At 36.8% G+C, this 25821-nt stretch carries 25 protein-coding genes and 1 riboswitch; of the genes, 10 read left to right on the top strand and 15 right to left on the bottom strand.

The features are described 5' to 3' along the window. Positions 1 to 209 precede the first annotated feature (209 nt). The 5 genes from folB (at position 210) to H4J52_RS12080 (ending at position 4201) form a co-directional block, all read left to right on the top strand. Positions 210 to 584: a dihydroneopterin aldolase gene (gene folB, locus H4J52_RS12100; RefSeq protein WP_182224782.1), complete on the top strand. Its 375-nt coding sequence runs from the start codon at positions 210 to 212 to the stop codon at positions 582 to 584. After that, positions 584 to 1081, top strand: coding sequence for a 2-amino-4-hydroxy-6-hydroxymethyldihydropteridine diphosphokinase (gene folK, locus H4J52_RS12095; protein WP_182177206.1), 498 nt, complete (start codon positions 584 to 586; stop codon positions 1079 to 1081). Before folB ends, folK begins: the two co-directional genes overlap by 1 nt. A gap of 48 nt (positions 1082 to 1129) precedes the next feature. Further along, positions 1130 to 1948, top strand: coding sequence for an undecaprenyl-diphosphate phosphatase (locus tag H4J52_RS12090; protein WP_182177205.1), 819 nt, complete (start codon positions 1130 to 1132; stop codon positions 1946 to 1948). 115 nt (positions 1949 to 2063) lie between these two features. Next, complete coding sequence (locus tag H4J52_RS12085; protein ID WP_182177204.1) at positions 2064 to 3218, top strand: acyl-CoA dehydrogenase family protein; 1155 nt, start codon at positions 2064 to 2066, stop codon at positions 3216 to 3218. Positions 3219 to 3352: 134 nt separating this feature from the next. Further along, positions 3353 to 4201: a tetratricopeptide repeat protein gene (locus H4J52_RS12080; RefSeq protein WP_182223610.1), complete on the top strand. Its 849-nt coding sequence runs from the start codon at positions 3353 to 3355 to the stop codon at positions 4199 to 4201. Positions 4202 to 4501: 300 nt separating this feature from the next. On the opposite strand, the gene H4J52_RS12075 is transcribed toward H4J52_RS12080, so the two are convergent. After that, complete coding sequence (locus H4J52_RS12075) at positions 4502 to 6460, bottom strand: hypothetical protein (protein WP_182177202.1); 1959 nt, start codon at positions 6458 to 6460, stop codon at positions 4502 to 4504. A 274-nt stretch (positions 6461 to 6734) separates the two neighbouring features. Further along, entirely contained in the window at positions 6735 to 7286 is a 552-nt protein-coding gene (msrA, locus tag H4J52_RS12070) for a peptide-methionine (S)-S-oxide reductase MsrA (RefSeq protein WP_182224780.1), read from the bottom strand. A gap of 160 nt (positions 7287 to 7446) precedes the next feature. On the opposite strand from msrA, the gene H4J52_RS12065 reads away from it, so the two are divergent. Together H4J52_RS12065 and H4J52_RS12060 are read left to right on the top strand one after the other, a co-directional pair. Next, on the top strand, positions 7447 to 8694 hold the full coding sequence (locus H4J52_RS12065; RefSeq protein WP_182224778.1) for a HAMP domain-containing sensor histidine kinase: 1248 nt from the start codon (positions 7447 to 7449) through the stop codon (positions 8692 to 8694). Positions 8695 to 8706: 12 nt separating this feature from the next. Continuing rightward, positions 8707 to 9276: a response regulator transcription factor gene (locus H4J52_RS12060; protein WP_182177199.1), complete on the top strand. Its 570-nt coding sequence runs from the start codon at positions 8707 to 8709 to the stop codon at positions 9274 to 9276. A 3-nt stretch (positions 9277 to 9279) separates the two neighbouring features. Here H4J52_RS12060 and H4J52_RS12055 read toward each other — a convergent pair whose 3' ends face one another. Further along, positions 9280 to 10398, bottom strand: coding sequence for a DUF3083 family protein (locus H4J52_RS12055; RefSeq protein ID WP_182224776.1), 1119 nt, complete (start codon positions 10396 to 10398; stop codon positions 9280 to 9282). A gap of 126 nt (positions 10399 to 10524) precedes the next feature. Between H4J52_RS12055 and H4J52_RS12050 the strand changes: the two genes are divergently transcribed. Both H4J52_RS12050 and rmf read left to right on the top strand, forming a co-directional pair. Further along, the gene (locus H4J52_RS12050; RefSeq protein ID WP_182177197.1) at positions 10525 to 10767 is read left to right on the top strand and encodes a DUF3820 family protein; all 243 of its coding nucleotides are present in this window, start codon (positions 10525 to 10527) and stop codon (positions 10765 to 10767) included. A 242-nt stretch (positions 10768 to 11009) separates the two neighbouring features. Beyond that, a complete protein-coding gene (gene rmf / locus H4J52_RS12045; protein WP_182177196.1) occupies positions 11010 to 11183 on the top strand; it encodes a ribosome modulation factor in 174 nt (57 codons plus the stop codon). A 75-nt stretch (positions 11184 to 11258) separates the two neighbouring features. Here the strand turns inward: rmf and ung are convergent, their stop codons facing one another. From ung to moeA, 12 genes are all read right to left on the bottom strand, one after another. Next, complete coding sequence (gene ung, locus H4J52_RS12040; protein ID WP_182177195.1) at positions 11259 to 11945, bottom strand: uracil-DNA glycosylase; 687 nt, start codon at positions 11943 to 11945, stop codon at positions 11259 to 11261. 80 nt (positions 11946 to 12025) lie between these two features. Further along, complete coding sequence (thrC, locus tag H4J52_RS12035) at positions 12026 to 13321, bottom strand: threonine synthase (protein ID WP_182177194.1); 1296 nt, start codon at positions 13319 to 13321, stop codon at positions 12026 to 12028. A gap of 42 nt (positions 13322 to 13363) precedes the next feature. After that, the gene (gene thrB / locus H4J52_RS12030) at positions 13364 to 14311 is read right to left on the bottom strand and encodes a homoserine kinase (protein ID WP_182177193.1); all 948 of its coding nucleotides are present in this window, start codon (positions 14309 to 14311) and stop codon (positions 13364 to 13366) included. Beyond that, positions 14311 to 16767 carry a bifunctional aspartate kinase/homoserine dehydrogenase I gene (thrA, locus tag H4J52_RS12025; RefSeq protein ID WP_182224774.1) on the bottom strand — a complete coding sequence of 819 codons (2457 nt, stop codon included), beginning with the start codon at positions 16765 to 16767 and terminating at the stop codon, positions 14311 to 14313. The genes thrB and thrA overlap by 1 nt, the downstream gene beginning before the upstream one ends. Positions 16768 to 17089: 322 nt before the next feature. Then, positions 17090 to 18037, bottom strand: coding sequence for a sensor domain-containing diguanylate cyclase (locus H4J52_RS12020; RefSeq protein ID WP_182224772.1), 948 nt, complete (start codon positions 18035 to 18037; stop codon positions 17090 to 17092). Next, positions 18037 to 18645: a chemotaxis protein gene (locus H4J52_RS12015; RefSeq protein WP_182177190.1), complete on the bottom strand. Its 609-nt coding sequence runs from the start codon at positions 18643 to 18645 to the stop codon at positions 18037 to 18039. The genes H4J52_RS12020 and H4J52_RS12015 overlap by 1 nt, the downstream gene beginning before the upstream one ends. Next, positions 18642 to 19007: a response regulator gene (locus H4J52_RS12010; protein ID WP_182224770.1), complete on the bottom strand. Its 366-nt coding sequence runs from the start codon at positions 19005 to 19007 to the stop codon at positions 18642 to 18644. The genes H4J52_RS12015 and H4J52_RS12010 overlap by 4 nt, the downstream gene beginning before the upstream one ends. Before the next feature lie 507 nt (positions 19008 to 19514). After that, complete coding sequence (locus H4J52_RS12005; RefSeq protein ID WP_182224768.1) at positions 19515 to 20228, bottom strand: M48 family metallopeptidase; 714 nt, start codon at positions 20226 to 20228, stop codon at positions 19515 to 19517. Positions 20229 to 20270: 42 nt separating this feature from the next. Further along, positions 20271 to 20627 carry a YebG family protein gene (locus H4J52_RS12000; protein WP_182223611.1) on the bottom strand — a complete coding sequence of 119 codons (357 nt, stop codon included), beginning with the start codon at positions 20625 to 20627 and terminating at the stop codon, positions 20271 to 20273. A 172-nt stretch (positions 20628 to 20799) separates the two neighbouring features. Continuing rightward, entirely contained in the window at positions 20800 to 22182 is a 1383-nt protein-coding gene (gene dbpA, locus H4J52_RS11995; RefSeq protein WP_182177186.1) for an ATP-dependent RNA helicase DbpA, read from the bottom strand. A 315-nt stretch (positions 22183 to 22497) separates the two neighbouring features. After that, entirely contained in the window at positions 22498 to 23196 is a 699-nt protein-coding gene (locus H4J52_RS11990) for an alpha/beta fold hydrolase (RefSeq protein ID WP_182177185.1), read from the bottom strand. 60 nt (positions 23197 to 23256) lie between these two features. Further along, positions 23257 to 24492 carry a molybdopterin molybdotransferase MoeA gene (moeA, locus tag H4J52_RS11985; protein ID WP_182177184.1) on the bottom strand — a complete coding sequence of 412 codons (1236 nt, stop codon included), beginning with the start codon at positions 24490 to 24492 and terminating at the stop codon, positions 23257 to 23259. Between the two features lie 219 nt (positions 24493 to 24711). Next, positions 24712 to 24862, top strand: a riboswitch (molybdenum cofactor riboswitch). Between moeA and moaA the strand changes: the two genes are divergently transcribed. Continuing rightward, on the top strand, positions 24849 to 25820 hold the full coding sequence (moaA, locus tag H4J52_RS11980) for a GTP 3',8-cyclase MoaA (protein ID WP_182223613.1): 972 nt from the start codon (positions 24849 to 24851) through the stop codon (positions 25818 to 25820). (Overlaps the previous riboswitch by 14 nt.) Position 25821: the final 1 nt, after the last annotated feature.

Here is a 25821-nt window from a genome sequence, read left to right as displayed (position 1 = left end):
AGTACATTATTAAAATATATACGGTTTATCACAAATATTTTAATAACTTTTGATATTCTAGCGTGTCGTAATCGCAATGCAAATAAGTTTTTTTACATGTATAGCAATAAAAAATATTAATTGATCAGTGAACCCTAGTTTTTATAGTTTTGCACAGGTAAAATCGGCCTCTATTTTTAGTTGTTTCATTAAAGAATGAGTATACGTCAATGGATAAAGTTTATATTGAAGGCTTGAGCATTCAAACCACCATAGGTTTTTTCGAATGGGAAAAAGGGATCAAACAAACTTTAGTGATTGATCTAGTGATGGGCTGGGATACCGCTAGAGCCGCTGAAAATGATGAGTTAGCTAAAACACTCGACTACGCTGAAATATCAATAAAAATTGCTGAGTTTGCTAATAAAAACCCTGTAGATTTGCTTGAAACATTAGCCGAGCGTTTAGCTAAGTTTCTAATGGAAACTTATCATATCCCTTGGCTTAAGTTGAAAGTTGGAAAGCCTAATGCTGTGCATAATGCCATCACAGTTGGTGTTGAAATTGAACGTGGTAGCCAATCAAATAACAGTAATCATGGGTAATGGCGCGTTTATATATTTCGCTTGGCAGTAATGTCGACCGTCAGCACTATTTACAGAGAGGATTGACTGCCCTTGAAGCGCTACTGGGTGAGTTAACGCTATCATCTTTATTTGCTAGTCAAGCCGTAGGATTCGACGGTGCGGAATTTTATAATATGGTGATCGGTGCGACGACCAAACTTAATATAGTACAAGTTGCTAAAGCACTCCGCGAAATTGAGCTTAACAACGGTCGAGAAATTGATGCTAAAAAATATAGCCCACGCACCTTAGATTTAGATTTATTACTGTTTGACGATTTAGTGTTAAACACTCCAGCACAAATTCCACGTGCCGAAATCACCGAGAATGCCTTTGTTTTATGGCCATTGGCTGAAGTAGCCCCAGATCTTAAACACCCCATTTTAAAAAAATCGTACCAACAACTTTGGCAAGCTTACGATAAAACACAACAACAAATAACCACAGTAGACTTTTCGTGGTCAAGCCAATTATAAAAGTTAAATATTAAAAAATTGAATTATACATAAGGAATATAATAAGCAATGACCATTACAGAAATATTTATTTTAGCTATTTTACAAGGATTAACGGAGTTTTTACCCGTATCAAGTTCAGCACATTTAATCTTGCCATCAGCTGTTTTAGGCTGGAAAGACCAAGGTTTAGCTCTCGATGTTGCTTTACATGTGGGGACGTTACTTGCTGTTGTTTTATATTTTCGTAAAGACGTTGCCAATATGGCGGTTGCTTGGGTTGGCAGTATTAAGGGAGATAATACCCGCTTTGATGGCAAGCTTGCTTGGTGGATATTATTTGCCACTATCCCATTAGGTATCTTTGGTTTACTTGGCAAAGACTTTATTGAAGCGCATTTGCGAACTGCCGCGGTGATTGCTGCTACCACCTTGATTTTTGGCTTTTTACTTGGCTATGCTGATATTAGAGCGGGTAAAAGAAAAACGACTGAGCATATTGATTTTGAAAAGTTAGGGTTTAAAGGTGCCATGCTCATTGGTTTGGCACAAGCTGTCGCATTAATTCCTGGTACATCGCGTTCAGGTATCACGATGACCATTGGTTTGATGTTAGGTTTAAGCCGAGAAAATGCCGCACGATTTTCTTTTTTACTCTCCATTCCTGCTATTGCTATGGCGGGGAGTTATTTAACGCTAAAATTAATTACTGAAACGGGTCCTGTTGACTGGAACGCTATCGGGTTAGGCAGTGTGTTAGCTTTTTTTAGTGCTTATGCCTGTATTCATTACTTTCTCATATTACTTGAAAAAGTAGGTATGATGCCATTTGTCATCTACCGGTTAGTACTTGGCGTCGCATTACTGTGGTTTATAATGGTTAATTGATCTAAATCGATTTTGATATCGTTTAGTTAAGACACAAAAGAAATAATAATAAAGATATTACATGAGAAATAATTTTCAAATGTTCATCCTATACAAATACAAAAGTGAGTAAGTAATGAATTTATCATTAACCGAAGAACAGATGATGATTCAAGATATGGCAAAAAAATTCGCTGAAAGTGAATTAGCTCCTGTAGCGGCCGAACTTGATGAAACCCAAGATCAAACACTTTTTCTCAATAAGCTTGCGCAACTAACTGAACTGGGCTTTATGGGGTTAAATATTAAAGCAGAATATGGCGGCGTAGAAGCCGGTACGGTTGCTTTTAGTTTAGCAATAACCGAAATAGCAAGAGCCTGTGCCTCAACTGCGGTTACTACTTCAGTAACCAATATGGTTGCCGAGGTTATTCAAGCGGTGGGTAATGAGGATCAAAAGCAAAATTATTTACCTAAAATTTGTAGTGGTGAATATAAAGCAGGTGCTTTTTGTTTAACCGAAAATAGTGCAGGCTCTGATCCAGCAGGTATGAAAACCTCAGCGGTACTTGATGGTAACGAATACGTGTTAAATGGCAGTAAACTTTATATTACCAGTGCTAGCTTTGCCGATATCTTTGTCGTTTGGGCGGTAACTGACCCTACAGCGCGAAAAGGGAAGGGCATTTCATGTTTCTTAGTGGAAGCAAACACGCCAGGTATCACAGTAAGCAAACCTGAAGACAAAATGGGACAAAAAGCATCACCGACCAATGAAGTGAATTTTAACGATTGTCGTATACCTGCATCAGCTATGATGGGGAAAGAAAATAAAGGCTTTGGCGTTGCTGTTGGCGAACTTGCTGGTGGTCGTATTGGTATTGGCTCATTAGCGTTAGGTATAGGTTTAGCCGCTATGGATTACGCCCGTGCATTTATTACTGAACGTCAGCAATTTGGCCAAGCATTATCAAATTTCCAAGGTTTACAATGGAAGCTCGCTGAGCGTTACACTGATTTAGAAGCTGCCCGCCTGTTACTTATGCAAGCGGCTTACACAAAAGAACAAGGCTTACCGTTTGGTAAGTCAGCTTCTATGGCGAAGTTATTTGCTGCTGAAAAAGCCAATATTGCTTGTTACGACGCATTACAATTGATGGGTGGCGCAGGGTACATTAAAGAATATCCATTAGAGCGTATGGCACGAGATGTCCGCATTACCACTATTTATGAAGGTACGAGCGAAATTCAAAAAATAATTATTGCTCGTGAGTTATTGAGCGAAGTCTAATTATTATCACGCTTAACGCAAAAAGCTGAATTCCTGCTGGAATTCAGCTTTTTGCGTTAAGGCACTTGAGCTTTCTATAATCGCCCCAAAATATAGATTATAGACGCTCATCAATAAACTAAACGGAACTGAATGTGACTACAAATGCCATTGAAATTACCCTAGAAAATTTTCAACAAGTTATTTTAGACGAATCAAAAACGAAGTTAGTCTTAGTCGACTTTTGGGCGGCGCAGGTACCGGAAAGTTTAGAGCTAAAAGATAAGTTAGCCCATGGCTTACAAGGTTTTGAAGAGTATATATTATATGCCACAGTTGACTGTCAAACTCAGCAACAAATTGCCCAACAGTTTGGTATTCAAGGGCTACCTACCGCTATCTTAGTGAAAGATGGTCAGCCACTTGACGGATTAACTGGGCCACAAAACGATGAGCATATCAAAGAGTTTTTAGCGAATCATTTACCTAAAGAAGAAGATTTACTGCTTACTCAGGCCCAAAAATTATTAGCAGATAATCATGTTAATGATGCTTTTACCGTGATCAATAATGCTTATCAACTTAACAGTGAACGTGCTGATATTAAATTAATGTTGACGGATGTTTATTTGCAAACAGGTAAAATAGTGGAAGCTGAGTCATTATTAGCCACGATTATGATGGTTGATCAAGACAGCTACTACCATGCACTTATCGCTAAGCTTGAACTCGCGAGCCAAGCGGCCGATTCACCTGAAATTAAAGCGCTAGAAGCTCAACTCGCAAATGATACGGATAATATAGAACTACAACATCAACTTGTTGCCCAGTACAGCCAAGTTAATCGTCATGAAGAAGCGTTGGTATTATTATTTAGACTCATGCAAAAAGATAGTGCAGACACGGCGAGCAAAGATTTATATCTTGATGTGCTAAAGGCATTGCCTGATGGCGATCCATTAGCGAATAAATATCGAAGAAAATTATACACCTTGATGTATTAATTGCATAAAACAGTTAATGCAAAGTTTTATTTATTACTTAATTTGAAAAATAGCATAGGAATGAACTACTTTCTTACTTAATGCGCAAATTTGATTCAACATGGTTTAAAAGCTCAAAGGCAGGTCGATAATTTAATTGTGATTAGAAGTAAACTGAAAACCAAAAACTTCAGGACTACTTATTATTATGTGTGTTTGCCCTTATATTACCCTTCAATTTTTTGTTAAATATCTAATGGCCTAATTATTTAAAGTAGTTGATAATAATTAGGCCATTAAAAAATAAAATGATTAGTGAACTTATAGATTATTTAATTTGGTTAACAAGTCCTTTTGCTCAGATGATAAGTGAGTCTCTTGCTTTAATAACAAGTTTAATAGAGGCTTGATGCCAGAGCTATAATTTAATAATGTCCAGTCTAGTGCTGTTAAACCTAAATTATTATTAAAGGGTTCACTTTCAAACGTTGGCTCAAGCAATAATTTAATTAGTTGGATGTTCTTTTGTCTAACGGCTTGGAAGAGTACTGATTTATGACTTTTATTGATTAACTTTCCTTTTTTTAAAAGATCAATTGTAAACTCACTGTATTCTGGTATTGCTAGTAATTCATCTAGGGATGAATTATGTATTGGTACGCCTAGGCTAAACCAATCAAATAATATGTCTTGTGGTACCCTTTCTTGTATCCCTATCTCGATAAGAAACCTATTGTTTCGATATAAGTAGTCTAGAGGTATACTTCTACTGTTTAACGAATCTCCGATTTTTGACCAGTTCCCTAAAACAATATTAGTATTCATTAAGGTTGATGTATTTCTGAATTTTTTGCTTGTTCTATCGGCTTTAACTTTTGGTTCTAGAGGCATATTAGGAAAAATATAACTTTTGATATACCAGTCAACATATATATCACCCATTAGTTTCATTCGCTCAATCATAGGTTTTGTATCTGTAGCTTTCTTTATAGCTATTAAATCGAGCAAGATTTTTTTTTCTAACAAGTTATCAAATCGATAATGAGAATTTTTAGGAATTTTCTTACATGATGGGTCATAAGAGAATATGAATTCTGGCCATGCTTTTTGTGCTATTTGAAGTCGCTCCGCGTAAGTAATTACAGCGTTGCGTAAGTCATCGTCTATTTTATCAAATGCTTCTAGAGTTGTATTTGTAACTTTCTGTTTTAATGCTATTTTTTGTTCTTCTTTTAAAGAACCTCTACTGCTCAGGTATGATGACAATATATCTGCGTCAACAGGAATATCATGTTCAAGTAACATATCCAATTTAGTATTAAAGATATTACTATCCTCGGCCAATTGTAATATATTTACCGGTTTCGGTCTTTGGTCATATTGCATTTTATCTTTTAGTAGGACATTTATAGCATCTGAACGATCACCCAAAGACTTTTCTAGTATAATCTTTAAAGATTCTTGTTTTGAGTATTTTGCTGCAAAGCTGGTATAAGAATAATTAACCCCACCATTAAAAAATTCATTCCAATGATGGTTACGTTCACTATCTGGTAAGTGCTTAATCATAAGCAATAAAACATTTGTTTCAACGTTCGGAGAAAGTGCATTTAATATGGTGTTGGGTCTAATAGGTACACCAGAGTCGACTAAGCTCTGAAAGATTGAAATATCGGGTAAAGTTCCTTTTTTCTCAAGTAAAAACTCGATTATAGATTTAGGGTGACCATAAAAAGCAGACAAGTTCATATGTACATCCAACTCGCCCGCCTTTACTGCATCAGCTATGGATTGGTAATCTCCTTTGAATTTATCTATTTGTTTAAAATTGTACAGTAACTGTTCTTTGTTTACTTTTTCAGATATATAAATTGGTGGTTCGAATAAAATGGATGCAGTTTCTACTTCAGTGCGATCATAGAGTTTTGAATCGATTAAAATATTCCGTATTTCTTGGTTGTTAAAGCCGCTTTTTTTATAAAAATTTAATAAGTTAATTAGTGATTGATTGTTATATTGGGTGCGGTTACTCATTACATCAGATACATAAAGTGCAGAATGACATGTTCCTAATTTTGATAGGCTTAAAGTGTTCGTTGTGTTTTTGGTCTGAATAGCATGGCGATTTAATTTAGAAGTGCTTAAATCATTGGTTACTTTTGTTTCATTACTTACAAGGAGATTTTCCGAATTTCTGTTTGTTGAGCTACCACTATCAAACATCAGGTAAACTAGAGTGCTGCAAAGTACTGCCAAAATGAATAAGACTTTATTGGTCATTAAACTTTCCTGTAGTTTTAAATAAAGGCCACCAAGAAGCACACCTCGCTTCTGTTTGGCAAGTTAAAGCCTTGCCAGACAGCGTCCATTAGCGAACAAATATTGAATAAAATTATACACCTTGATGTATTAAGTCATTAATCATCGGTATGTAAACCATTAAAAGTCTCACTTATTATTTATAGGAGGGACTTAAAACGTGGCCTATACCCAGATAAAAAATATTGATGAAGCCTTAATATAAAGTTTAAGCTACATCAGCTATCTATTTAGTCTAAGTCTCTGTAGGTTTTAGTTTACCTACAAAGGTTTTTCTAAATTTTGCTAATTTTGGCGAAACAACCGTTTGGCAATAAGGGTTACCAGGATTGTTATTAAAATAGTCTTGATGTAAGTCTTCACCAGAGAAGAACACTGATGCTTTGGTCACTTCGGTCACGACAGCTGAACTGTACATATTACTAGCGTCGACTTCTTTAATAATATCTTTAGCAGTTTGCTGTTGATCTTTATTGTGATAAAAAATTCCTGAACGATACTGAGTACCTATATCGTTGCCTTGACGATTTAACTGACTGGCATCGTGCAGTGTGAAGAAAACTTCTAAGATTTCACGACTCGTAATTGCGCTGTTATCAAAAGTTAGTTGCACAACTTCGGCATGACCCGTTTGACCTAAGCAAACATCTTCATAGGTTGCTAGTGCGGCACTCCCCCCCATATAACCTGAGATTGCAGATTTAATTCCTATTAATTGGTTGTATGCCCCTTCAATACACCAAAAGCAACCGCCAGCTAGTGTGATTTTTTCTTCATGTGATGACATTAAAATTAACCGTAATATATGTAATTAAAATAACTGTACAGCAATAGACGTTTAGATGTCTATATGTTTTTATTTGAAATTTAAAAAAACTACTTTTGATCCGTTTTAAAGGTCAAAATTAGCGTAATATCAACACATACTATTAACTAGAACAAACGTTATGTCTTTATTTTTTCGAAAATTCAATCAAGTTCGCACGGTTCTATTACTGCGCAGTGTGGTCATTATCATTCAGCTTATATTGATATTTTTTGTTAACGTAGTTTTGGCATATCAGCTTCCTTGGTTACCGTTAATCATTGTTATTTTAAGCGAAATTTTATTTACCTTAGCGAGCTATTTATATTATCGTTCGGGTAAAGAAGCAGATAAGTTTGCTTTACTTGGGCAAGTTTGTGCTGATATTTTATTTCTAGCACTCATTCTTTATTACAGTGGTGGAGCAACTAATGCCTTCGTCTCTTTACTGCTTATCCCTATTGCTATTGCAGCTGTAACATTACCCCCGCTAATGTTAGGAGGTGTTGCGTTACTAGCTATTGCTTCTTACAGTGTTTTACTTTGGTTATTACCCATGTCAGTTATGCATGGCAATATGGAAAGTCACTTTATTGGTATGTGGATTAACTTTCTATTTTCTAGCATTGTCGTTGCTACAGTTGTTGGGCGAATGGCTCGAAGAATTTCCCAAAAAGAATTAGCGATAGCAGCTTTTCGGGAAGAGCAATTAAAGCAAGAAAAAGTCATGTCATTAGGTGTTGCTTCAGCACAAATAACGCATCAGCTCGCCACGCCTATTGCTACAGTACAGCTACTGGTCGATGAGCTCAGTGATGAGTTACCAGAACACCCGGTGGTGGCAGACCTTCAATTACAATTATTACGCTGTAGTAAAAGTTTAGCTGAATTTCGTGAAATGGTTTTTGAGATAAAAGAGCAAAAATCAAAGGTAGTTTATTGTACTGACATTATTAAACAGGTAGCTGAACATATTAGTCTTAATTACCCAGAGATTAGTGCTAATTTTTTACCTAATAATAATCAGTCTCCATTAGGTAAAAACGCAGAAATATTAGCAGATTCCTCTTTATTACCGGCGATTTTAAATTTAGTCAATAATGCCGTCCAAGCAACTAAAATGAATAATAGTGATAGAATTGAACTATCCAGTGCCTGTGATCACATAAACTGGCAGCTAAGTATTCGTGATTTTGGTCGGGGTTTTACTCCCTCAACGTTAAGTGAGTTAGGCGTTAAACCTGTCAATAGCAAGCATGGTTTAGGTATGGCTGTATTTTTGAGTCATGCAAGTTTAGAGCGATTAGGTGGAAGATTAACCTTAACCAATCATCTTGATGGTGGCGCTTTAGTAACGTTAAAATTACCCTTAATTACTGATGGTATGTAAGGAGTGAAGTGAATGAAACTATTAATTGTTGAAGACGATAGCGCCTTTGCAAGTATGCTTAAACGGCGTATGGAAAAATATGGATATAGCTGTTGGTTAGCCAATAATATTAATGATGCGTTATTGACTTGTCATCGTCAGTTACCTGAATTTATATTACTGGATATGAAGCTTCATCATGAGAGTGGCTTGAATTTGATTACTCCCATGAGAAAATTGCTACCACATAGTCGCATTATTCTTTTAACTGGGTTTGCGAGTATTGCTACCGCTGTTGACGCAATAAAACTTGGCGCTGATGATTACCTCACTAAACCGGTAGATACACAAACGTTGTTATCGGCATTAGCTAAAAATAATAATTCTTCTATAAAACACTCAATGCCTACTTTCAATAGAGGGGAAGATATTAACAATGAGCCAACGCTTTCAACTGAGCAAGTTGAATGGGAGCACATTCAACAGGTATTAAAATTTAATAATGGTAATGTTTCAGCAACCGCACGTCAGCTTTCAATGCACCGCAGAACGTTACAAAGGAAGCTGCAAAAAAAACCAACGGTTAATACCGGCGCTCGTTAAGCATTATTCTTGAAAGTCATAAGCAATATGTTGATGAAACCTTACGGTTAGTTCATCTTTATTGATTGGAATTTCAAGCTCTGTTGCTAATAAACGCATGGCTTGCTCTATTTGATTCATAAATCTCCCGTATCCGCTATGTTGTGAATCCTCTGTGGTAGCAACAAAAATCAACTGTACATTATCAACCAGTTCATCCGCCTTCCATTTGCTAACCAAGCCACAAGGGCTTTGTTTAGGGTTATAACCTAACATTTGTAGTTCACCTATTTTTGAAATTATTTCATGCAAACTATGACGAACAATTGGCACTAAACCATTAGCAATTAAGGCGCCGTTGTTTAAATTAAATCGCTTTGCCACCAGTGAAAAAGTATCAGTTAAGTAGGTATAAAGTGGATTATAGGGGTCTTTAGAATTAGCATCAATATCAACTAAACCCAATAAACGATTATCAATGGTTAAGTTAATAACCGCATAACTGATTGCCGAGCAGTCAGGTGATATCACGACATTATGAGCATTATAACGGTCATAAATGGGGCGTAACTTATGCGCTTGTGTCCCTAAACAGCCCTTATTCTTAGCAAATAAATCATAGGTGAGATGCTGATGGTCACGCAGGCGAATAGCCTTATTCGGTAAATTTATTTGCTCAGAAAAGCTATGAAGTAATGTTGTTACTTTCTGATGGAATATGGCAGCGTTGAAACGAATATCGTCGCCTGAAGCTAAGAATAACAACGTAATTTTTTTTACACGAATACAGGCATCAAAAAAAGAGTTCTGTAGTTCATGGTTTTGTGGATCGTAATAAAATAAAATTTGCTGATTAGTTTGCCATTGATGCATTTCTTGGCTGTAGCGAACACGTACTAATTTGTCGTTAGCAATAAACAAGGTACTTTTTATTTCATAATCATTGCTGAGCGTAAATAATAACTGTGACAAGTTTTGATAAAAATTATAGTAAGGTTGAGCGCTATTAGTTGAAATATTTGGAGAAACTAACTGTATCAATTCATCAGTAACTGCAAATTCAGCTAAAATATATTGGTTGTCTCGCGCATTTGAAGGAATATAAGCTTTGTGTGCAGCACTACGTTTTCTTACTATGGACATATCCGTTCCTTGTGTGAAGTTGTCGATAATTTCGTATTGATTATAAATAGAGCGTGTGACACTTTTATGATGTCAAAAGCTTTATGGGTTATCATCTTCGCTGGAAAATTTAATGGTTAGAAAAATATGTTTTCAGATCAACAAGCTTTACTCGACGCTGTGAATCAAATAATGCCCTTTGGAAAATATACAGGCAGGCCTTTATTAAAATTGCCAGAGCCTTATTTAGTTTGGTTTAAATCAAAAGGCTTTCCAGAGGGGAAGTTAGGGCAGCAATTGGAATTAATTTATGAAGTCAAACTCAATGGTCTTGAAGGTATGTTAGAACCTCTTTTACGTTCAAGCGGTTTAGGTATTCCAGAACATTAAAATAATTTTTTATAAAAATAAATTTTTAATATTTATAGGTAATAACGTTTTCGGTAACAAATTGTTTTATTTATTTAATCTAAAAGTTAATTTTTTTCATCCCTCAATAATTTATTATTAAGCACTTTTTTAACCTTTTCCTAACTTGATTTAGTCTCTTGATTCATCTTAACTGAATTGTCGGGTGCTGTTTAATTCGACAGTAATAAAATATATAACAAGGCAATGACGGAGAGTTAACCATGCAAAGAAAGAAAAGAGATCGTCTAGGTAGAGCAAATTCTAATGGCTATCAAGCAGGCCTTACCGGTAAAACGAAAGAAAAATGTCCTTATCAAAATACTGATGCTAAATCAGAATGGCTAGGTGGTTGGCGTGATGCCGTTACAGATAGAAATTTAGGATTATTCAAGTAATAGGGTAAATAACCGTGTGAATAAAAACAGCCCTTTTTATGCGTATTTAAAGGGCTTGATATTGTGATGTAAAAATTAATATTTTTCGGCTAAATGCCAATTTATCGCTTGTCTGTTTTTTGAAGATAACCATTCATTTGCTTTTGAAAAATGCTGACAGCCAAAAAAACCTCGGTAGGCTGACAATGGCGAAGGATGCGGACCATTTAATACTAAGTGTTTATCAGTATTAATATTTTTCCCCTTTTTTTGTGCATGAGCTCCCCAAAGTAAAAACACACACCCCCTGTTTTCTTCATTAATGCTTTTTATAACGGCATCAGTAAACGTTTCCCAGCCTAATTTAGCATGAGAGTGTGCCTGTGCCTTTTTTACTGTCAATACCGTATTAAGTAATAAAACACCTTGCTCTGCCCACTGCGTTAAGCAACCGTGATTGGGTTTATTGAAATCACTGAATTCATTGGCAAGTTCTTTATAAATATTAACTAAAGAGGGAGGAACTTTGATAGCTGCTTGCACAGAAAAAGCTAAACCATGGGCTTGATTTTCTCCGTGATAAGGGTCTTGACCTAAAACAACGACTTTAATATCTTTAAGATCTTGATAACAAAAAGCATTAAATACATCACTTTGTTCAGGAAAGATAATTTCACCGTCAGTTCTTTGTTGAGAAATCTCTTGGCTTAATTGAATGAAATAAGGGCTAGCTTGTTGTTCATTGATGAGTTTTTGCCATTGCGGCTTGATCTTCGTAGTCATAAAAAAGGCCGTTAATATAAATTAACAGCCATTATAAGCGTGTTTTTAACAGAGCAATAGCCATTTAATTAATGATGATATCAGTGATCGTTTAATAATAAATAGTCATGTAGGTCGCTAAAGTTAGCGGCCATATCTTTTGATAAAATAGTTTCGCTGGCGCAGTCAGCAAGTTCTTTAGGTAAGCCAATAGGTTGACCTAAAATACTTTCTACAACGTCTTTAAATTTTGCTGGATGTGCTGTTCCTAAAAATACGCCAAATTCGTCTTCGTTGGCATTGTACTGTAAGGCTTTATAGGCAATAGCCGCGTGTGGTTCGCTAATATAACCAAGCTTAGCAAGCTGTAAAACGGCTGACTGTGTTTGCTCTTCGTCGATAGATACAGCGTTAACACAATCGCGGGGTACAATGCCCGATTTTAGCATATGTTCTACGCGTGGCCAGTTGTTTGGATCGCTAACATCCATCGCATTTGAAATCGTTGCAACCGTAGTGTGGGGTGTCCACTCACCTGTTTTTAGGTAACGAGGTACAGTATCGTTGGCATTTGTTGCTGCAATAAATCTTTTTATTGGTAAACCGAGTGCTTTAGCAAATAAGCCTGCGGTTAAATTACCAAAGTTACCACTGGGAATCGAAACGACAACATCATTCAACTCCGTTTTACACTTTTGACGAGATAACTGAGCAAAACCTTCAAAGTAGTAACATACCTGAGCTAATAAGCGGCTTATATTTATTGAGTTAGCAGAGTTCAATCCTATGGTAGTGGCGAGCTCTTTATCATCAAATGATTTTTTTACTAAAGCCTGACAATCATCAAAACTGCCATCAATAGCAAGCGTTTCGATGTTACCACCTAAGGTCGTAAACATTTTTTCTTGTAGCAGGCTGATTTTGCCTTTTGGATATAGGATAACTACGCGAATATTTTCAACGTTATGAAAAGCATGGGCAACAGCAGCACCTGTATCACCAGACGTTGCTGTTAATATGGTGATCTTTTTGTCTTTGCTAAATACTTGTAAGCATTTAGCCATAAAGCGCGCACCAAAATCTTTAAAGGCGAGCGTTGGGCCATGGAAAAGTTCGAGTATTGCTCTGTCTTTATTGATCGGTTGAATTTGTGCGGGAAAGTTAAAAGCACTCGTGACAATGTCGGTTAATTGAGCTTTGGTTAAATCACCTTCAACAAAAGGGTAAAGTACTTGTACGCTTCTTTCTACCAATGGCATAGCAAGTAATTCGTCAATATTGTCTAAAACAGGGATTGTTTCTGGAAAAAAAAGCCCTTGGTTTTTACCCAGTCCTTGCTTTACGGCACCTGCAAAACTGACTTGTTCATCGTTTTCTTTTAGATTATAAAATTTCACAACATATTCCTAATAAATTTCTTTTTACTTTTAATAAAGTGACTAAGTAGGTAATTTACTCGCACCCGCTAAATCAGCCTGACAGACATGGACAAAACCAGAGTCTGTTTGTAAATAATTTTTCTGTAACCAACGTGCAGCGCTATTAGCTTTTTCAAGTGATTCGCAGACACAAAATAGCGTGGGTCCTGAGCCTGAAATCCCTATCGCTAAATGGCCTTGCTCTTCGAGATAAATTTTAGATTGTTCAAACTTAGGTAACAAGTGTTTACGGTATGGTTCTGCAATCACGTCTTTAAGCACTGAAAATGCTTGTTCTTTATCATGACGGTGACAAGCATCAACAAAAGTGGCTAAGTTTTGGCTGAAAGTAATGGCATCAGCGCGACTGTATTGAGCAGGCAAAACGTCTCGTGCTGCTTTTGTTGAGACATTAATGCCAGGATAAGCCATTACGTAATAACAATCATCAAATTGAGGTAAGTCTCTGCAAATGACCTGTTTGTCGGGCACCATTAATTTTAGCCCTCCTAGATAGCAAGGAGCGACATTGTCGTAGTGTAAACTGCCACTTATTTTTGCTTCCATTTCACCCATCATGAACAATAGAGTCTTTTCATTAAAATATTGCTGATAATATTCATTGAGTGCAACCAATGCAGCTACAACAGAACATGCGCTTGACCCTAACCCACTACCAACTGGCATTTTTTTATCTAATGTTAGCTGTACGTTCTGTATCGGTTGCTGTGCTTTTGCAAGCGCTTGGTTGTATAAAACCAAACAATGCCAAACAATATTATCTGTTGGCTTACCCGGCAATTTATTGGCAAATTCACCGATGACGATAAGTTTATTGTCTGCAGCTGACTCAATAGAAACTATATCACCAAGTAATGTGCCGTCAATAGGTCTAACAGCTAAGCCTAATACATCAAACCCTACATTGAGGTTACCAATTGATGCTGGCGCAAAAACGGAAAGAGCCATTAGTGTTGTTGCTCCCATGCTAATGTTCTTAATAAATCACCAAAAACGCCAGCAGCTGTTACGGCAGCTCCTGCACCATAACCACGTAATACGAAGGGTAATGGTTGGTAATAACGGCTATGGATAGCTAACGCATTTTCACCCTCTTTAACACTATATAGAGGGTGGTCAGTTGCTACTGCTTCTATGGCTACTTTACATTGACCATCAACAATATTACCGATATAACGTAAAACTTTTCCTTCACTTTTTGCGTGAGTAATACGTTGAGAAAATTCATCGTCGATTTTTGGTAAGTTATTCATGAAGTCGCTTACTTCGCCACTTGCGTCAAAATCTTCTGGGAGTATTGATTCTATAGAGATGTCAGATAATTCTAGTTGCATTCCAGCTTCTCGTGCCATGATCAATAACTTACGGGCAACGTCCATTCCACTTAAATCATCACGAGGATCTGGTTCTGTAAAGCCATTTTCTTTTGCAATAGCGGTTGCTTGAGAAACAGTCATACCCTCTTCTAACTTACCAAATATATAAGAAAGTGAACCCGATAGTACGCCTTCAAAACGTACAAGCTCATCGCCTGCTTTAATTAAGCTTTGTAATGTGTCAATTACGGGTAAGCCTGCACCCACGGTTGTTTCATATAGGAAACGGCGGTTTGTTTTTTGTGCAGCACTTCGAAGCGCTTGATAATATTCCCAAGAATCGGTATTTGCTTTTTTATTGGGTGTCACAATATTAAAACCTTCTTCAAGGTAGTTAACATAACTCATGGCTAGAGATTCACTTGAAGTTGAATCAACTAAAACTGGATTTATCAGATGATTGTCACGGACAAACGCCTTTATACTTTCAACACTTACTAGTACTGATTCATTATTCATTTCTGCTTGCCAGTTTTCTAAATCAACGCCTTCTTTATTAAAGACCATGCCTTTACTGTTGGCAATACCATAAACTTTTAAGGAAATATTTTGTGATTTTAGTTTAGGTTGTTGACGCGCTATTTGTGCAATAAGTTCACTTCCAACAACCCCACAGCCAACAAGAAATACATCAATAGTCGGTTTATGGGTGAAGAAGTTTTGATGACTGACTTTCATTGCATCAGTACATTTACGTTTTTCTACTACAACAGAAATACTTCGCTCAGACGAGTCTTGTGCGATGGCAATAACATTGACACGAGCTTGCGCTAACGAGCTAAAAAACTTAGCGGCAACGCCTTGTTGATGGTGCATTCCATCACCCACTAACGACACGATTGATAACTCGTGTTGTAATTTAAGTGGCTCAAGTAAACCGTTGAGCAATTCTAATTCAAACTCTTGTTGAAGGCTGTGTTGTGCTAATTCAGCATCACTGGTATGAATACAAAAACTGATACAGTATTCGCTTGATGATTGACTAATTAATACCAGAGAAATGTTTTCTTGGCTCATAGTTGCAAAAACACGACTCGCCATGCCAACCATGCCTTTCATGCCAGGGCCTGAAACATTAATCATGGTTAAGTCATCAAGATTAGATATCGCTTTAACTTTTTTAGTTTTGTCATCTTCATTCGATATTAATGTCCCTGGCGCAGAAGGGTTACCCGTATTTTTAATCAAACAAGGAATATGAAATTGAGCAATGGGGCCAATTGTTTTAGGGTGCAGCACACTAGCACCAAAGTATGAAAGTTCCATTGCTTCTTGATAAGACAAATAATCCAGTAATTTTGCTTCTTTAATTAGGCGAGGATCTGCGTTAAAAACCCCGTCTACATCCGTCCATATTTCACAACAATCCGCTTGAGCGCAAACAGCGAGAACGGCTGCAGAATAATCAGAACCGTTTCTGCCAAGCGTAGTGACTTGCCCTTGTTTATTTACACCAATGAAACCGGGCATTAGGGCGACTTTATTGAGTTTTTTGTAATGGTGTTGAAAGTTTTCTTTTGATAACACTAAGTCTGCAACGGCATTGAGTGAAGCATCATTAGTGATTAAAAAATTTTCTGGAACGAGTACAGATGTCTCAATATTTTGTGTGTTTAATACTGATTCAAGTAAGGCAACACTTAATCGTTCACCTATGCTGATAATAATTGCTCGGATATGATCTGGACAATAAGACAGCATTGTCGCGCCTTGCAAATAACGCGACAGTTTATGATCCCAATTTACGAGCATTTTTTCTGCGTGTAATGGACTAAAATTTGGCACTGTTGCATCAAGATCTTCAATAATACTATTAATAGCTTTTCTAAAGTGTTCTAGATCATTTTGTAATTTTATTTCATCACTAATGTTTTCTGCCATAGCAACTAAATGGTTTGTTACGCCTTGAGGCGCTGAAACAACCACTGCAACCGGAGAGTCGTTACTTTGGTCAGATATGATTTTGGCCACTTGCACAAAGCGTTCTGCTGATGCTAGAGACGAACCGCCAAATTTTAATACACGCATTTTACTTCCTCTTTATTACACCATGCTTTGCGAGCCAAAACGTTTTGTAATGATTAAAACCTTAAAACAAAAAAAACCCGTTACCTAGAAGGTCACGGGCTTTTATTTAATGTGTTTTTTACACGTCAGCCGATGACCATCATCCCATTGAGGGTGATAGTAATAATAATGGTAATTCGGCGGATAAATGTTTTCATGAGTATAAAATGCCTGAGCAGTGTTTTACTGTCAACAGTTATTTATGAATAAAAAGTTATACTTTATTCATAAAAATGGGGATTGGTTGTTTTTTTTGTATATTAAAAAGATTTTATTCAGTATTTTAAGTTTCAACAAGCTGTTTTGCAACGCAAACAATATTTTTTCCAGAAGCTTTAGCATCATATAGGGCAAGGTCTGTATTCGATATCAAGTCTTCGTAACGGTTATCGTCTTCGCTAATAACAGCGACGCCAACGCTTGCTGTAACTTTTATTTCAGATTCTTGAAAGTTAATTACATTTTTACTGATAGCGACTCTAATTCTTTCAGCAACATCTAAAGCGCCGACTATATCGGTATTTGGCAAAATAATAGCAAACTCTTCACCACCGTAACGTCCAAATAAATCACCTAAACGTAGTAGTGAGCTAATGACTCTTGCCGTTTCAATCAGCACCAAGTCGCCACCTAAGTGTCCGTAAGTATCATTAAGTAATTTGAAATGATCTAAATCGAACATGATGAGTGCTAAACCATGCTGATATCGACGAGCACGAGAAAATTCTTTTTCTAAACATTCTTCCCAATGCTTACGATTAAATATTTGTGTAAGACCATCAATACGGTTTGCTTGTGCAAGCTCTTCTAATGTTTTGTTGAGCATTGTTTGGTAATGACATACATCGGTAACATCCTCAATAAGGATGCACACGTTGTCACTTCCATCTTTTCGTTCAAGCGGAAGAAATGTACAGTTTTGTGCCATAAAATGACTGTTTGTCGAAATAGGGCGAGTATGGGGTAATTCAAAAAGGTGATGTCTTTGTTCCCATGAACAAAACGATTGTGATTTCAATTGAAATACACTCTCAACTTTTCTTTTCAGCCATTTTTGAGGTAATTCAGGAAAAATTTGAAAAAGGTTATGTCCAACGACATCATCTGTTTTTTTATTCGCATGAATTTCTAAGTATCTATTCCAAAATACAATGTTGTATTGATTATCAATAATCAAAATACCGGTGTTTATTTTGTTGGTAATATCGGTACAAATATCATTTGGAGACATTAAAATTCTTCTAAAATTCTGTCGATAACAGCTTTGATGTTGTTAATTGCCAATTCAGGTATAAACAAAATCATATCGCAATTAAATGAATAGTCAGTAACTTGATACGTTATTTTAACTTTTAATGCTAAATCCCAATTAAAAGATTGTTGAGCAAGATGATCCGATACAGCACTTTGTGAACCGGCTAATAAACGCGGTGCACTGTAAGACATTTGGTTATCTATTTGCTTAGCAAAAACATTTAAAAAAGTGGTTGTTAAAATCGAACTTAAGTCAATAATCTGTTCTTCCACTGATAACTCATCAGGTTCATAACCCAGTAAGTCGGCAAGACGATCAGAATCTTTGGGTTTATAAACTAATAACGCTTCACCACGAATACCTTCATAACCAAAGAAACCCTGACTGACAACTGCAGCAGAGTTTTCGTTATTACTTAAGGTTTCAATAAGACTAAGCGTACTGACTTGTTCAATACTGGGTACTTTCAAATAAACGAAGGTGTCTAAGAACCTTGCAAGTTGGTCACTTGCTTGACCCATAGCAACATTGATTATTTCTTGTAAACAATCTTGTTGATCTTCATTTAAATTAAGTTCACTCATAAAAAACCGTGATTTTTCAAATTAGTATTAAGGATATCTAATTGAACAGGTTTGCGCATAAAAGCTTTCGCGCCTAGTTCAAGTACTTTATTTTGCATTTCTGGTTGAATATCAGCAGATATAACAAAAATTGCTGGTGTGATTTTTTCATCTTTTAGTGTTTGTAGAACACCTAAACCGTCTAAAACAGGCATAGTAAGATCAAGGAATAAGATGTCAAATTGTTGACTTCGCAAAAGTTCAACGGCCTCTTGGCCATTTTTTGCTAATTGTGCGTTGGCAGATAGTTGCTCTGGTAAGCTTCGTAAAACTTGTTTACGCGCCATATTAGAGTCATCACAAACGAGAACTGAAAAGCTCATGTGATTGGTATTCCTTTATTATTTTTATTTTATAATACTAATCTACCTTAAATTATGTGCACTGTTAATGAATAAAGCATAAAAAGTCATTAAATTAAGCTTTTATTGACAAAGTACATCAACAAAAGCTTAATTTAACAAAAAATAGGAAATCTTATTGTATGTATTATTTTCTTTCCTGCATTCATTATACGCCAAATATCACTGTAATTAGCATAATCGACATTATCGCAGAAAGGGTATAAATTACCGCTGCTTTCCAGTTGTAGGTTTTTAGTTTCATTTCTTCTCTCTTCATCTCTTGATAATAACAATGGATAGTAGGTTGTCATTCTCTGGTGAATTTAAATTAGTGGGTAAAAGATAAGCGATATTCGTGCCAATAATTTATTGTAAGGTTAGGTATTCTTAGGTTTTTTCATTTTTATTATACTGAAACTTTTTAAATTGAGCTTAGAACAGTCTTTATCTGTGTGCCTATTTTTTACTGTGAGGGGAACGTGGTGGTTAAATCGTAGGCCATTGCAATTGATTTTGGTTAGATTTTAGCCAAGCTTTTGCTAACAAGTAGTTAGGATAGTGCAAGACAACTAATTGCCAAAACTCAGCTGAATGATTCATGTGCCGGAGGTGGCAAAGTTCGTGAACTATTACGTAATCGATGATCCATTTAGGTGCCATTGCTAATAAAGAACTAAAACTCAGTTCTTTTCTACTATTACAACTTCCCCAGCGTGATTTATATAATCTTACATTAAATGACTTAGGTAAAACGCCAATCTTTTCTGCGTAGTGACACAGGTTTTGATCAATATAAATGTGAGTTTGTTGCTTTAACCAAGCTTGAAGTTGCTGCTTCACATATTTATCTTGCTGTTTTAGATCAGCTGCAATTTTTGTTTTTAATTTGTCAGAAAGCGTGACAATGATAATATCTTCATCAAAGGTGACGTCAGGAAATAACCCATAATGAATATCAAGGGTCTTACGTTCACCATTAATCAGTAATTGGCTGCCTTGTTGATAATGATCATTTCTAGCGGCAGGTTGGGCGTTTTGTTCGGCAATTTTTCTGTGTAGCCAAATGCTTTTTGATTTAACAATGTAAGCAATATCTTGCTCGGATACATATTTTGGCGCACGGATAATTATTTTTCCGTGCTTAACCTGTAAGCCAACCGTTTTTCTTTTGACACTACGAATAAGCTGATATGGCAACATAACTAAATATATTTAAAGTTGGTGTGCATAAATTCAAGTCATTTAACTTGCTTTAGCTTTTCGTGGTGCTTTTACTTTTACAACTGCTTCAGTTTCTAAAGGTAATTCACTACTTTTTACTTTTTCAGTAGGTGCGGTTACGTTCTTCTTTGCTGGGGTCTCTGGCTTAGCTTTTTTGGCCTGCAATGCAACAAGCACTTCTTCGCGATTTTTAGCTAAGTAAATACAAAGTTCTTCACGCACTTTTTCATCAATATTTAATGTGGTTCCTTCAAACATTTCGGCTAAGCTATCAGCCATATCAAGCATTTTGTCATACTCGTCTGCTGCTTTTTTGTCCATGAATGTTTCTACCTCCACACCTTGTCTAATGACGACAAATCGACTTTCAACTGCCATTACTTTTCCTTACCTGATCACTATTACGCTTGATAGTTTTATCATAGATGATAAAACGGCCTATACAATATAATTTAAGCTGTATATGAATACAGTACTATACGAGGTTTTTAATTAAATACAATCGTTTTATAAAACCTCGTTATTCTTAAGCACTATTTTACGGTGGTGACTATAACAACCTCACTCTAAACTTACGGCCTTTTAACTTGCCGTCACTGAGTTTTTTAAAGGCTTGTTTGGCAAATTTTCGGCTAATCGCCACATAAGCCCAGTTATCTGATAATTGGATCTTACCGACTTCGCTACCTGAAATAGTTTTATCGCCAGTAAGTGCGCCAAGAATATCGCCAGCACGAACTTTTTGCTTTTTACCGCCGTCTATTTGTATCGTCGCCATTTTAGGCGCATACACTGAAGCGTTTAATACGCTAGCATCAGGCAGTAATTCACCTTCAATAGTACGGTCAAGATAATCTTCTAATAAACCTATTTTGTAACTTTCTTTTTCACTAAAAAAAGAACAAGCAATACCGGTGCTGCCTGCTCGTCCTGTTCGGCCAATACGGTGCACATGTATTTCGCTATCGCGAGCGATATGATAATTAAAAACTGCATCTAGGGCATCAATATCTAAACCACGCGCGGCAACATCAGTCGCGACTAAAATTGAGATACTCTTATTAGAAAAGCGCACTAATACTTCAGTACGATCTCTTTGCTCTAAATCGCCATGTAAATCTTGTACATTAAAACCATAATTGCGTAGCTCATCGACAACTATTTGTACGTCTTTTTTGGTATTACAAAAAACGATACTCGATTCTGGTTGATGCTTTAATAATAATAAGCGAATACCATCGATTCGTTCACTGTCATTTTCTACTTTATAAAAGTGCTGTGAAATAGTGCTTTCTTCATGGTTGCCTTCAACCGTTACTTTCGTTGGCGACTGCATTATTTTTTTAGCAATATCGGCAATTTCTGGTGGGTAAGTCGCACTAAATAATAAGGTTTGTCGTTGTTGAGGAATTTGGCTAATAATAAAATCAACAGACGCTTGAAAGCCCATTTCTAGCATACGATCGGCTTCATCGAGTACGAGCATGTTCACATCGTCTAACTTTAACGTACCTTTACCTAAGTGATCTTCGATTCTGCCAGGTGTTCCAACGATAATGTGAGCACCATGTTCTAGTGAGCCAACTTGTGGACCAAAAGGCATACCGCCACACAGGGTCAGTATTTTGATGTTATGAATAGCACGGGCTAATTTACGAATTTCTTTCGCTACTTGGTCAGCCAATTCACGCGTTGGACAAAGAATAAGTGATTGAATACGAAAACGTTTTACGTCAAGCTTCTCTAAAACACCTAAGCCAAATGCCGCTGTTTTTCCTGAGCCAGTCTTACCTTGGGCAATAACATCGCCACCGGCAATAATGGTGGGTAAGCTCTGTGCTTGAATGTCGGTCATCTGTTGATAACCCATAGATTCTAAATTTTGAATTAACTCAGGTTTGAGTTTTAAGGTGGAAAAACTAAGCTGGCTCAACGGGAATTCCTTGGCATAAAAATAATGCGTTATTTTACCTTGTTTACTTATACCAAGTCTACTTAGTTAGTTCCCTCTCAGATTTTCCCAGCGCTTTGAGAACAAATAGAATTATTTTGTATATAGCTATTCTATATGAAAGTCATTGTCTGTAGTTATCGAATCGCTGGAAAACTCCCGAAGGGCGAGTTTACAAGGCTTACAGGCTGCGTTATTGATTTTGATAAGGGAATAACCATTTTCATCAATCAATGCCTTGCCTCTAAACCTTCTAAATATCGCTGAGCGGGAAGAAACTAAGTAGAATTGGTATCATTACTCGATAAAAAAACGCTTGATGTTAAGTACACATTTTTCTGGCTGTTCAAGCGGTAACATATGGCCAGTGTTGTTAAGTACTGATAAAGAAATAAGTGGTGATTGTGCTGCAATGGCTTCAATACGACTGATCTTAACCAGTAAGTCGTTATCGCCAATTAAGAATTGAATAGGAAAATGCAGGTTTGGTAGTTTTATTAATAAATTTTCACGCTGGGTGGTTACTGTTAATTGATGAATAAGCGTTTCTTTACCAAGGTTTATATCCATTTCATGCACACAGTTAATGATGTCATGGTTTTTTTGTTTACTAACATCAAGCAGGGCGATGATTCGTTTTGTGGGGATCCCTGAATAACCATGAGTTTTTAAATAAGCGATCGTTCGACTTCGCTGTTTTAATTCAGCCTCTGCTAACGAGTAAGACATATTAGAAATAAGCAGTAATTTGTTGATTTTTTCTGGGTATTTCAATGCATAAGCCGAAGCTAAATAACCGCCTAAAGAAAACCCAACTAAATTTATTTTTCCTGCAGGGAATTGTTGCTTAAGTGCCGTAACTATTTCATCAATATTTTTTTTTACCGGGATGGCAATGTGAATAAGCTCAATATTTTCAGGTAAGTGCTCAGCGCAAGCCTGCCATAAACGTTGATCGCACATGGTACCTGGCAGGCAATATATTTTAACGGTCATAATGGTTTTTAGCCGTATTTTTCATCAAGATGTTAAAGCTCGCTTCGCCTTTAAAGGCTGTTATTGAATAACGTCATCAAATAATTGCACATTCACTATTTCGTTTGCGAATACCGTTCCTTGACTCGCCGGTAAAATAATATAGCAGTTAGCTGAGGACATACTGGTTAAGATGCCAGAGCCTTGACCACCTGTACTGGTAACGGTCATTTTACCTTGCTCATTTGTTGACAAGACCGCCCGCTGAAAATCCATGCGTCCGGCACGTTTGTTTAATTGCGTTGCTGTTTTTACTCTCAATAAAGGCATTTTTTTGGGTTGGGCATTCTGCAATTTTAATAACGCAGGGACCGCTAATTGATGCGCTGTAACCAAAGCAGAAACTGGATTACCGGGTAAACCAAAAAAGTAGCTGTTGGGGAGTCTTCCAAAGGCAAAAGGTTTACCTGGTTTCATGGCTATTTTCCAAAAACCAATTTCACCTAATTGTTCAAGTATCAGTTTAGTATAGTCGGCGTCACCTACAGAAACGCCACCCGAAGAAATAACCACATCGGCTTGCTGGTCTGCTTGCTCGAAGGCTGTGCGTATTGCCTGTTCGTCATCGGCGATAATACCAAAGTTAATAACCGTGATATTGAGCTTAGCTAACATCGCGATTAGCGCATAACTGTTACTTTCATAAATATCACCTTCAGCGAGCGCTTCCCCAGGAGATTTTAGTTCATCACCGGTTGCTAATACCGCCACCGTAATTTTACGAAAAACTTCTACTGTGGGTACACCCAAAGAGGCGAGTACGCCAATATCAATTGCAGAGAGCCTTTTACCTTGGGTAAATACTTGTTGGTTTATGGCAATATCTTCGCCAGAAAAACGTATGTTATCGTTAAGCTCTCGCGTTTCTAGAAAGGTAATGCTGGTATCGTTTGCTTGGCAGTTTTCTTGCATTTCTACAGTATCACAACCGCTTGGCAATTTTGCACCTGTCATAATACGAATACATTCACCTGCTTTACATTCCCCTTGAAAAGGGGCGCCAGCCATCGACCGACCGACCATTGTTAATTTATTACTCGCTTGTAAACTTGCTAAGGTAAACGCATAACCATCCATAGCTGAATTATGATGAGGAGGTACATTTAATGGGCTTGATATATTGCTGGCTAACACGCGATTTAAGCTTTGCGCTAAAGGAATAGATTCAGACTCAGTTATTGGTTTTATAGCCAATAACATTTTTTCCATCGCTTGTTCGAAAGGTAATAGTCCGGGAGCAGAACAACAATCAACCATAGGTAACTCTTTTTTTATTATGCGCTAAATTAGCGCCGCTTGCGTGTAATACCCATAAGTGCTCAATGGGAGTCACTTAGTGGCATAAGAATATATTATTATGCCGCAAATCTGCGGCCAAAGAACATGCTTTAAGTCATCATTTTTTGATGCAAATCAAATTACTTATTACCAAGGCGTATTTTAATAGTGAAATAGTTTACTATACTACCATTTATTAATTGAATTATTCGCCGAGCTTTTCTAGCTAAATCTTTTTTTAGAATGCTATTTAAGCCGTGGTTCATAGTAATTTTGCTATAACCACCAGGGTTAACAAGGAAACTTGTTAGCCTCCCTACATTTGGAAAGGTGAGATGTTAACAGACAACTTCGGTCGCAAGTTTTATTACTTGCGCCTCTCTATAACTGACGTTTGCAACTTCCGTTGCACCTATTGCTTACCTGATGGTTATTCGTGCGATCATGATCGTGACTTTTTATCCTTTGACGAAATTAAGCGTGTAGCCAATGCTTTTGCTCAAATGGGTACAGAGAAAATTCGTATCACGGGCGGGGAACCTTCACTGCGCAAAGATTTACCTGAAATTATCGCTGCATGTAAGCAAACTCCGGGTATTAAAAAAGTTGCGATAACGACCAATGGCTATAAATTACCTGAGCATTTACAAAGTTGGTTAGATGCCGGGATCGACGCGATTAATATTAGTATTGATAGTCTCGACCCGCGCATGTTTCATTCGATCACCGGTCATAATAAATTACCCCATATTTTAAAAGGTATTGATATGGCGTTGGCCGATGGTCGTACAACGATTAAGATTAATACGGTATTAATGCGTGAATACAACGGTCACGATATTAAAACCTTTCTTGATTGGCTGAAAGTGACTCCAGTGACTTTACGTTTTATTGAGTTAATGCAAACCGGTGATAACCAGGAATTTTTTGATGCGCAACATGTACAAGGTGCACGCATTAAACAAAATTTAATACTCGATGGTTGGTTGCCGGTCGTCAATGATAAAGCAGCAGGGCCAGCACAAGAATTTTATCATCCTGATTATTTAGGAAAAATTGGTTTAATTATGCCGTACAGTAAAGACTTTTGTAATACCTGTAATCGTTTAAGAGTAAGCTCATTAGGTAAATTGCATTTATGCCTATTTACCGAAGAAGGTTTACCACTCAAAGCATACTTACAACAAGATGATGTCGAACCGTTAAAAGAACAAATTCGCGCCATGATGACCGATAAAAAAGCCACACATTTCTTGCAGGACAAACTGACCGGTGCCACCAAAAACCTAGCGATGTTGGGCGGCTAAG

Origin of the sequence: Colwellia sp. MB02u-14 (assembly GCF_014076915.1) — a bacterium.
GTDB lineage: Bacteria > Pseudomonadota > Gammaproteobacteria > Enterobacterales > Alteromonadaceae > Colwellia_A.
This window is presented reverse-complemented; position numbering and strand designations above follow the sequence as displayed.

Coding starts and splice junctions, on each gene's coding strand:
- rmf (WP_182177196.1), top strand. CDS start 11,010: ATGCAAAGAAAGAAAAGAGATCGTCTAGGTAGAGCAAATTCTAATGGC.
- ung (WP_182177195.1), bottom strand. CDS start 11,945: ATGACTACGAAGATCAAGCCGCAATGGCAAAAACTCATCAATGAACAA.
- H4J52_RS11990 (WP_182177185.1), bottom strand. CDS start 23,196: ATGACCGTTAAAATATATTGCCTGCCAGGTACCATGTGCGATCAACGT.
- H4J52_RS12060 (WP_182177199.1), top strand. CDS start 8,707: ATGAAACTATTAATTGTTGAAGACGATAGCGCCTTTGCAAGTATGCTT.
- moeA (WP_182177184.1), bottom strand. CDS start 24,492: ATGGTTGATTGTTGTTCTGCTCCCGGACTATTACCTTTCGAACAAGCG.
- H4J52_RS12020 (WP_182224772.1), bottom strand. CDS start 18,037: ATGTCTCCAAATGATATTTGTACCGATATTACCAACAAAATAAACACC.
- H4J52_RS12050 (WP_182177197.1), top strand. CDS start 10,525: ATGTTTTCAGATCAACAAGCTTTACTCGACGCTGTGAATCAAATAATG.
- H4J52_RS12065 (WP_182224778.1), top strand. CDS start 7,447: ATGTCTTTATTTTTTCGAAAATTCAATCAAGTTCGCACGGTTCTATTA.
- folB (WP_182224782.1), top strand. CDS start 210: ATGGATAAAGTTTATATTGAAGGCTTGAGCATTCAAACCACCATAGGT.
- thrB (WP_182177193.1), bottom strand. CDS start 14,311: ATGGCTCTTTCCGTTTTTGCGCCAGCATCAATTGGTAACCTCAATGTA.
- H4J52_RS12090 (WP_182177205.1), top strand. CDS start 1,130: ATGACCATTACAGAAATATTTATTTTAGCTATTTTACAAGGATTAACG.
- thrA (WP_182224774.1), bottom strand. CDS start 16,767: ATGCGTGTATTAAAATTTGGCGGTTCGTCTCTAGCATCAGCAGAACGC.
- moaA (WP_182223613.1), top strand. CDS start 24,849: ATGTTAACAGACAACTTCGGTCGCAAGTTTTATTACTTGCGCCTCTCT.
- folK (WP_182177206.1), top strand. CDS start 584: ATGGCGCGTTTATATATTTCGCTTGGCAGTAATGTCGACCGTCAGCAC.
- H4J52_RS12005 (WP_182224768.1), bottom strand. CDS start 20,228: ATGTTGCCATATCAGCTTATTCGTAGTGTCAAAAGAAAAACGGTTGGC.
- H4J52_RS12055 (WP_182224776.1), bottom strand. CDS start 10,398: ATGTCCATAGTAAGAAAACGTAGTGCTGCACACAAAGCTTATATTCCT.
- H4J52_RS12075 (WP_182177202.1), bottom strand. CDS start 6,460: ATGACCAATAAAGTCTTATTCATTTTGGCAGTACTTTGCAGCACTCTA.
- H4J52_RS12000 (WP_182223611.1), bottom strand. CDS start 20,627: ATGGCAGTTGAAAGTCGATTTGTCGTCATTAGACAAGGTGTGGAGGTA.
- H4J52_RS12085 (WP_182177204.1), top strand. CDS start 2,064: ATGAATTTATCATTAACCGAAGAACAGATGATGATTCAAGATATGGCA.
- H4J52_RS12010 (WP_182224770.1), bottom strand. CDS start 19,007: ATGAGCTTTTCAGTTCTCGTTTGTGATGACTCTAATATGGCGCGTAAA.
- H4J52_RS12015 (WP_182177190.1), bottom strand. CDS start 18,645: ATGAGTGAACTTAATTTAAATGAAGATCAACAAGATTGTTTACAAGAA.
- msrA (WP_182224780.1), bottom strand. CDS start 7,286: ATGTCATCACATGAAGAAAAAATCACACTAGCTGGCGGTTGCTTTTGG.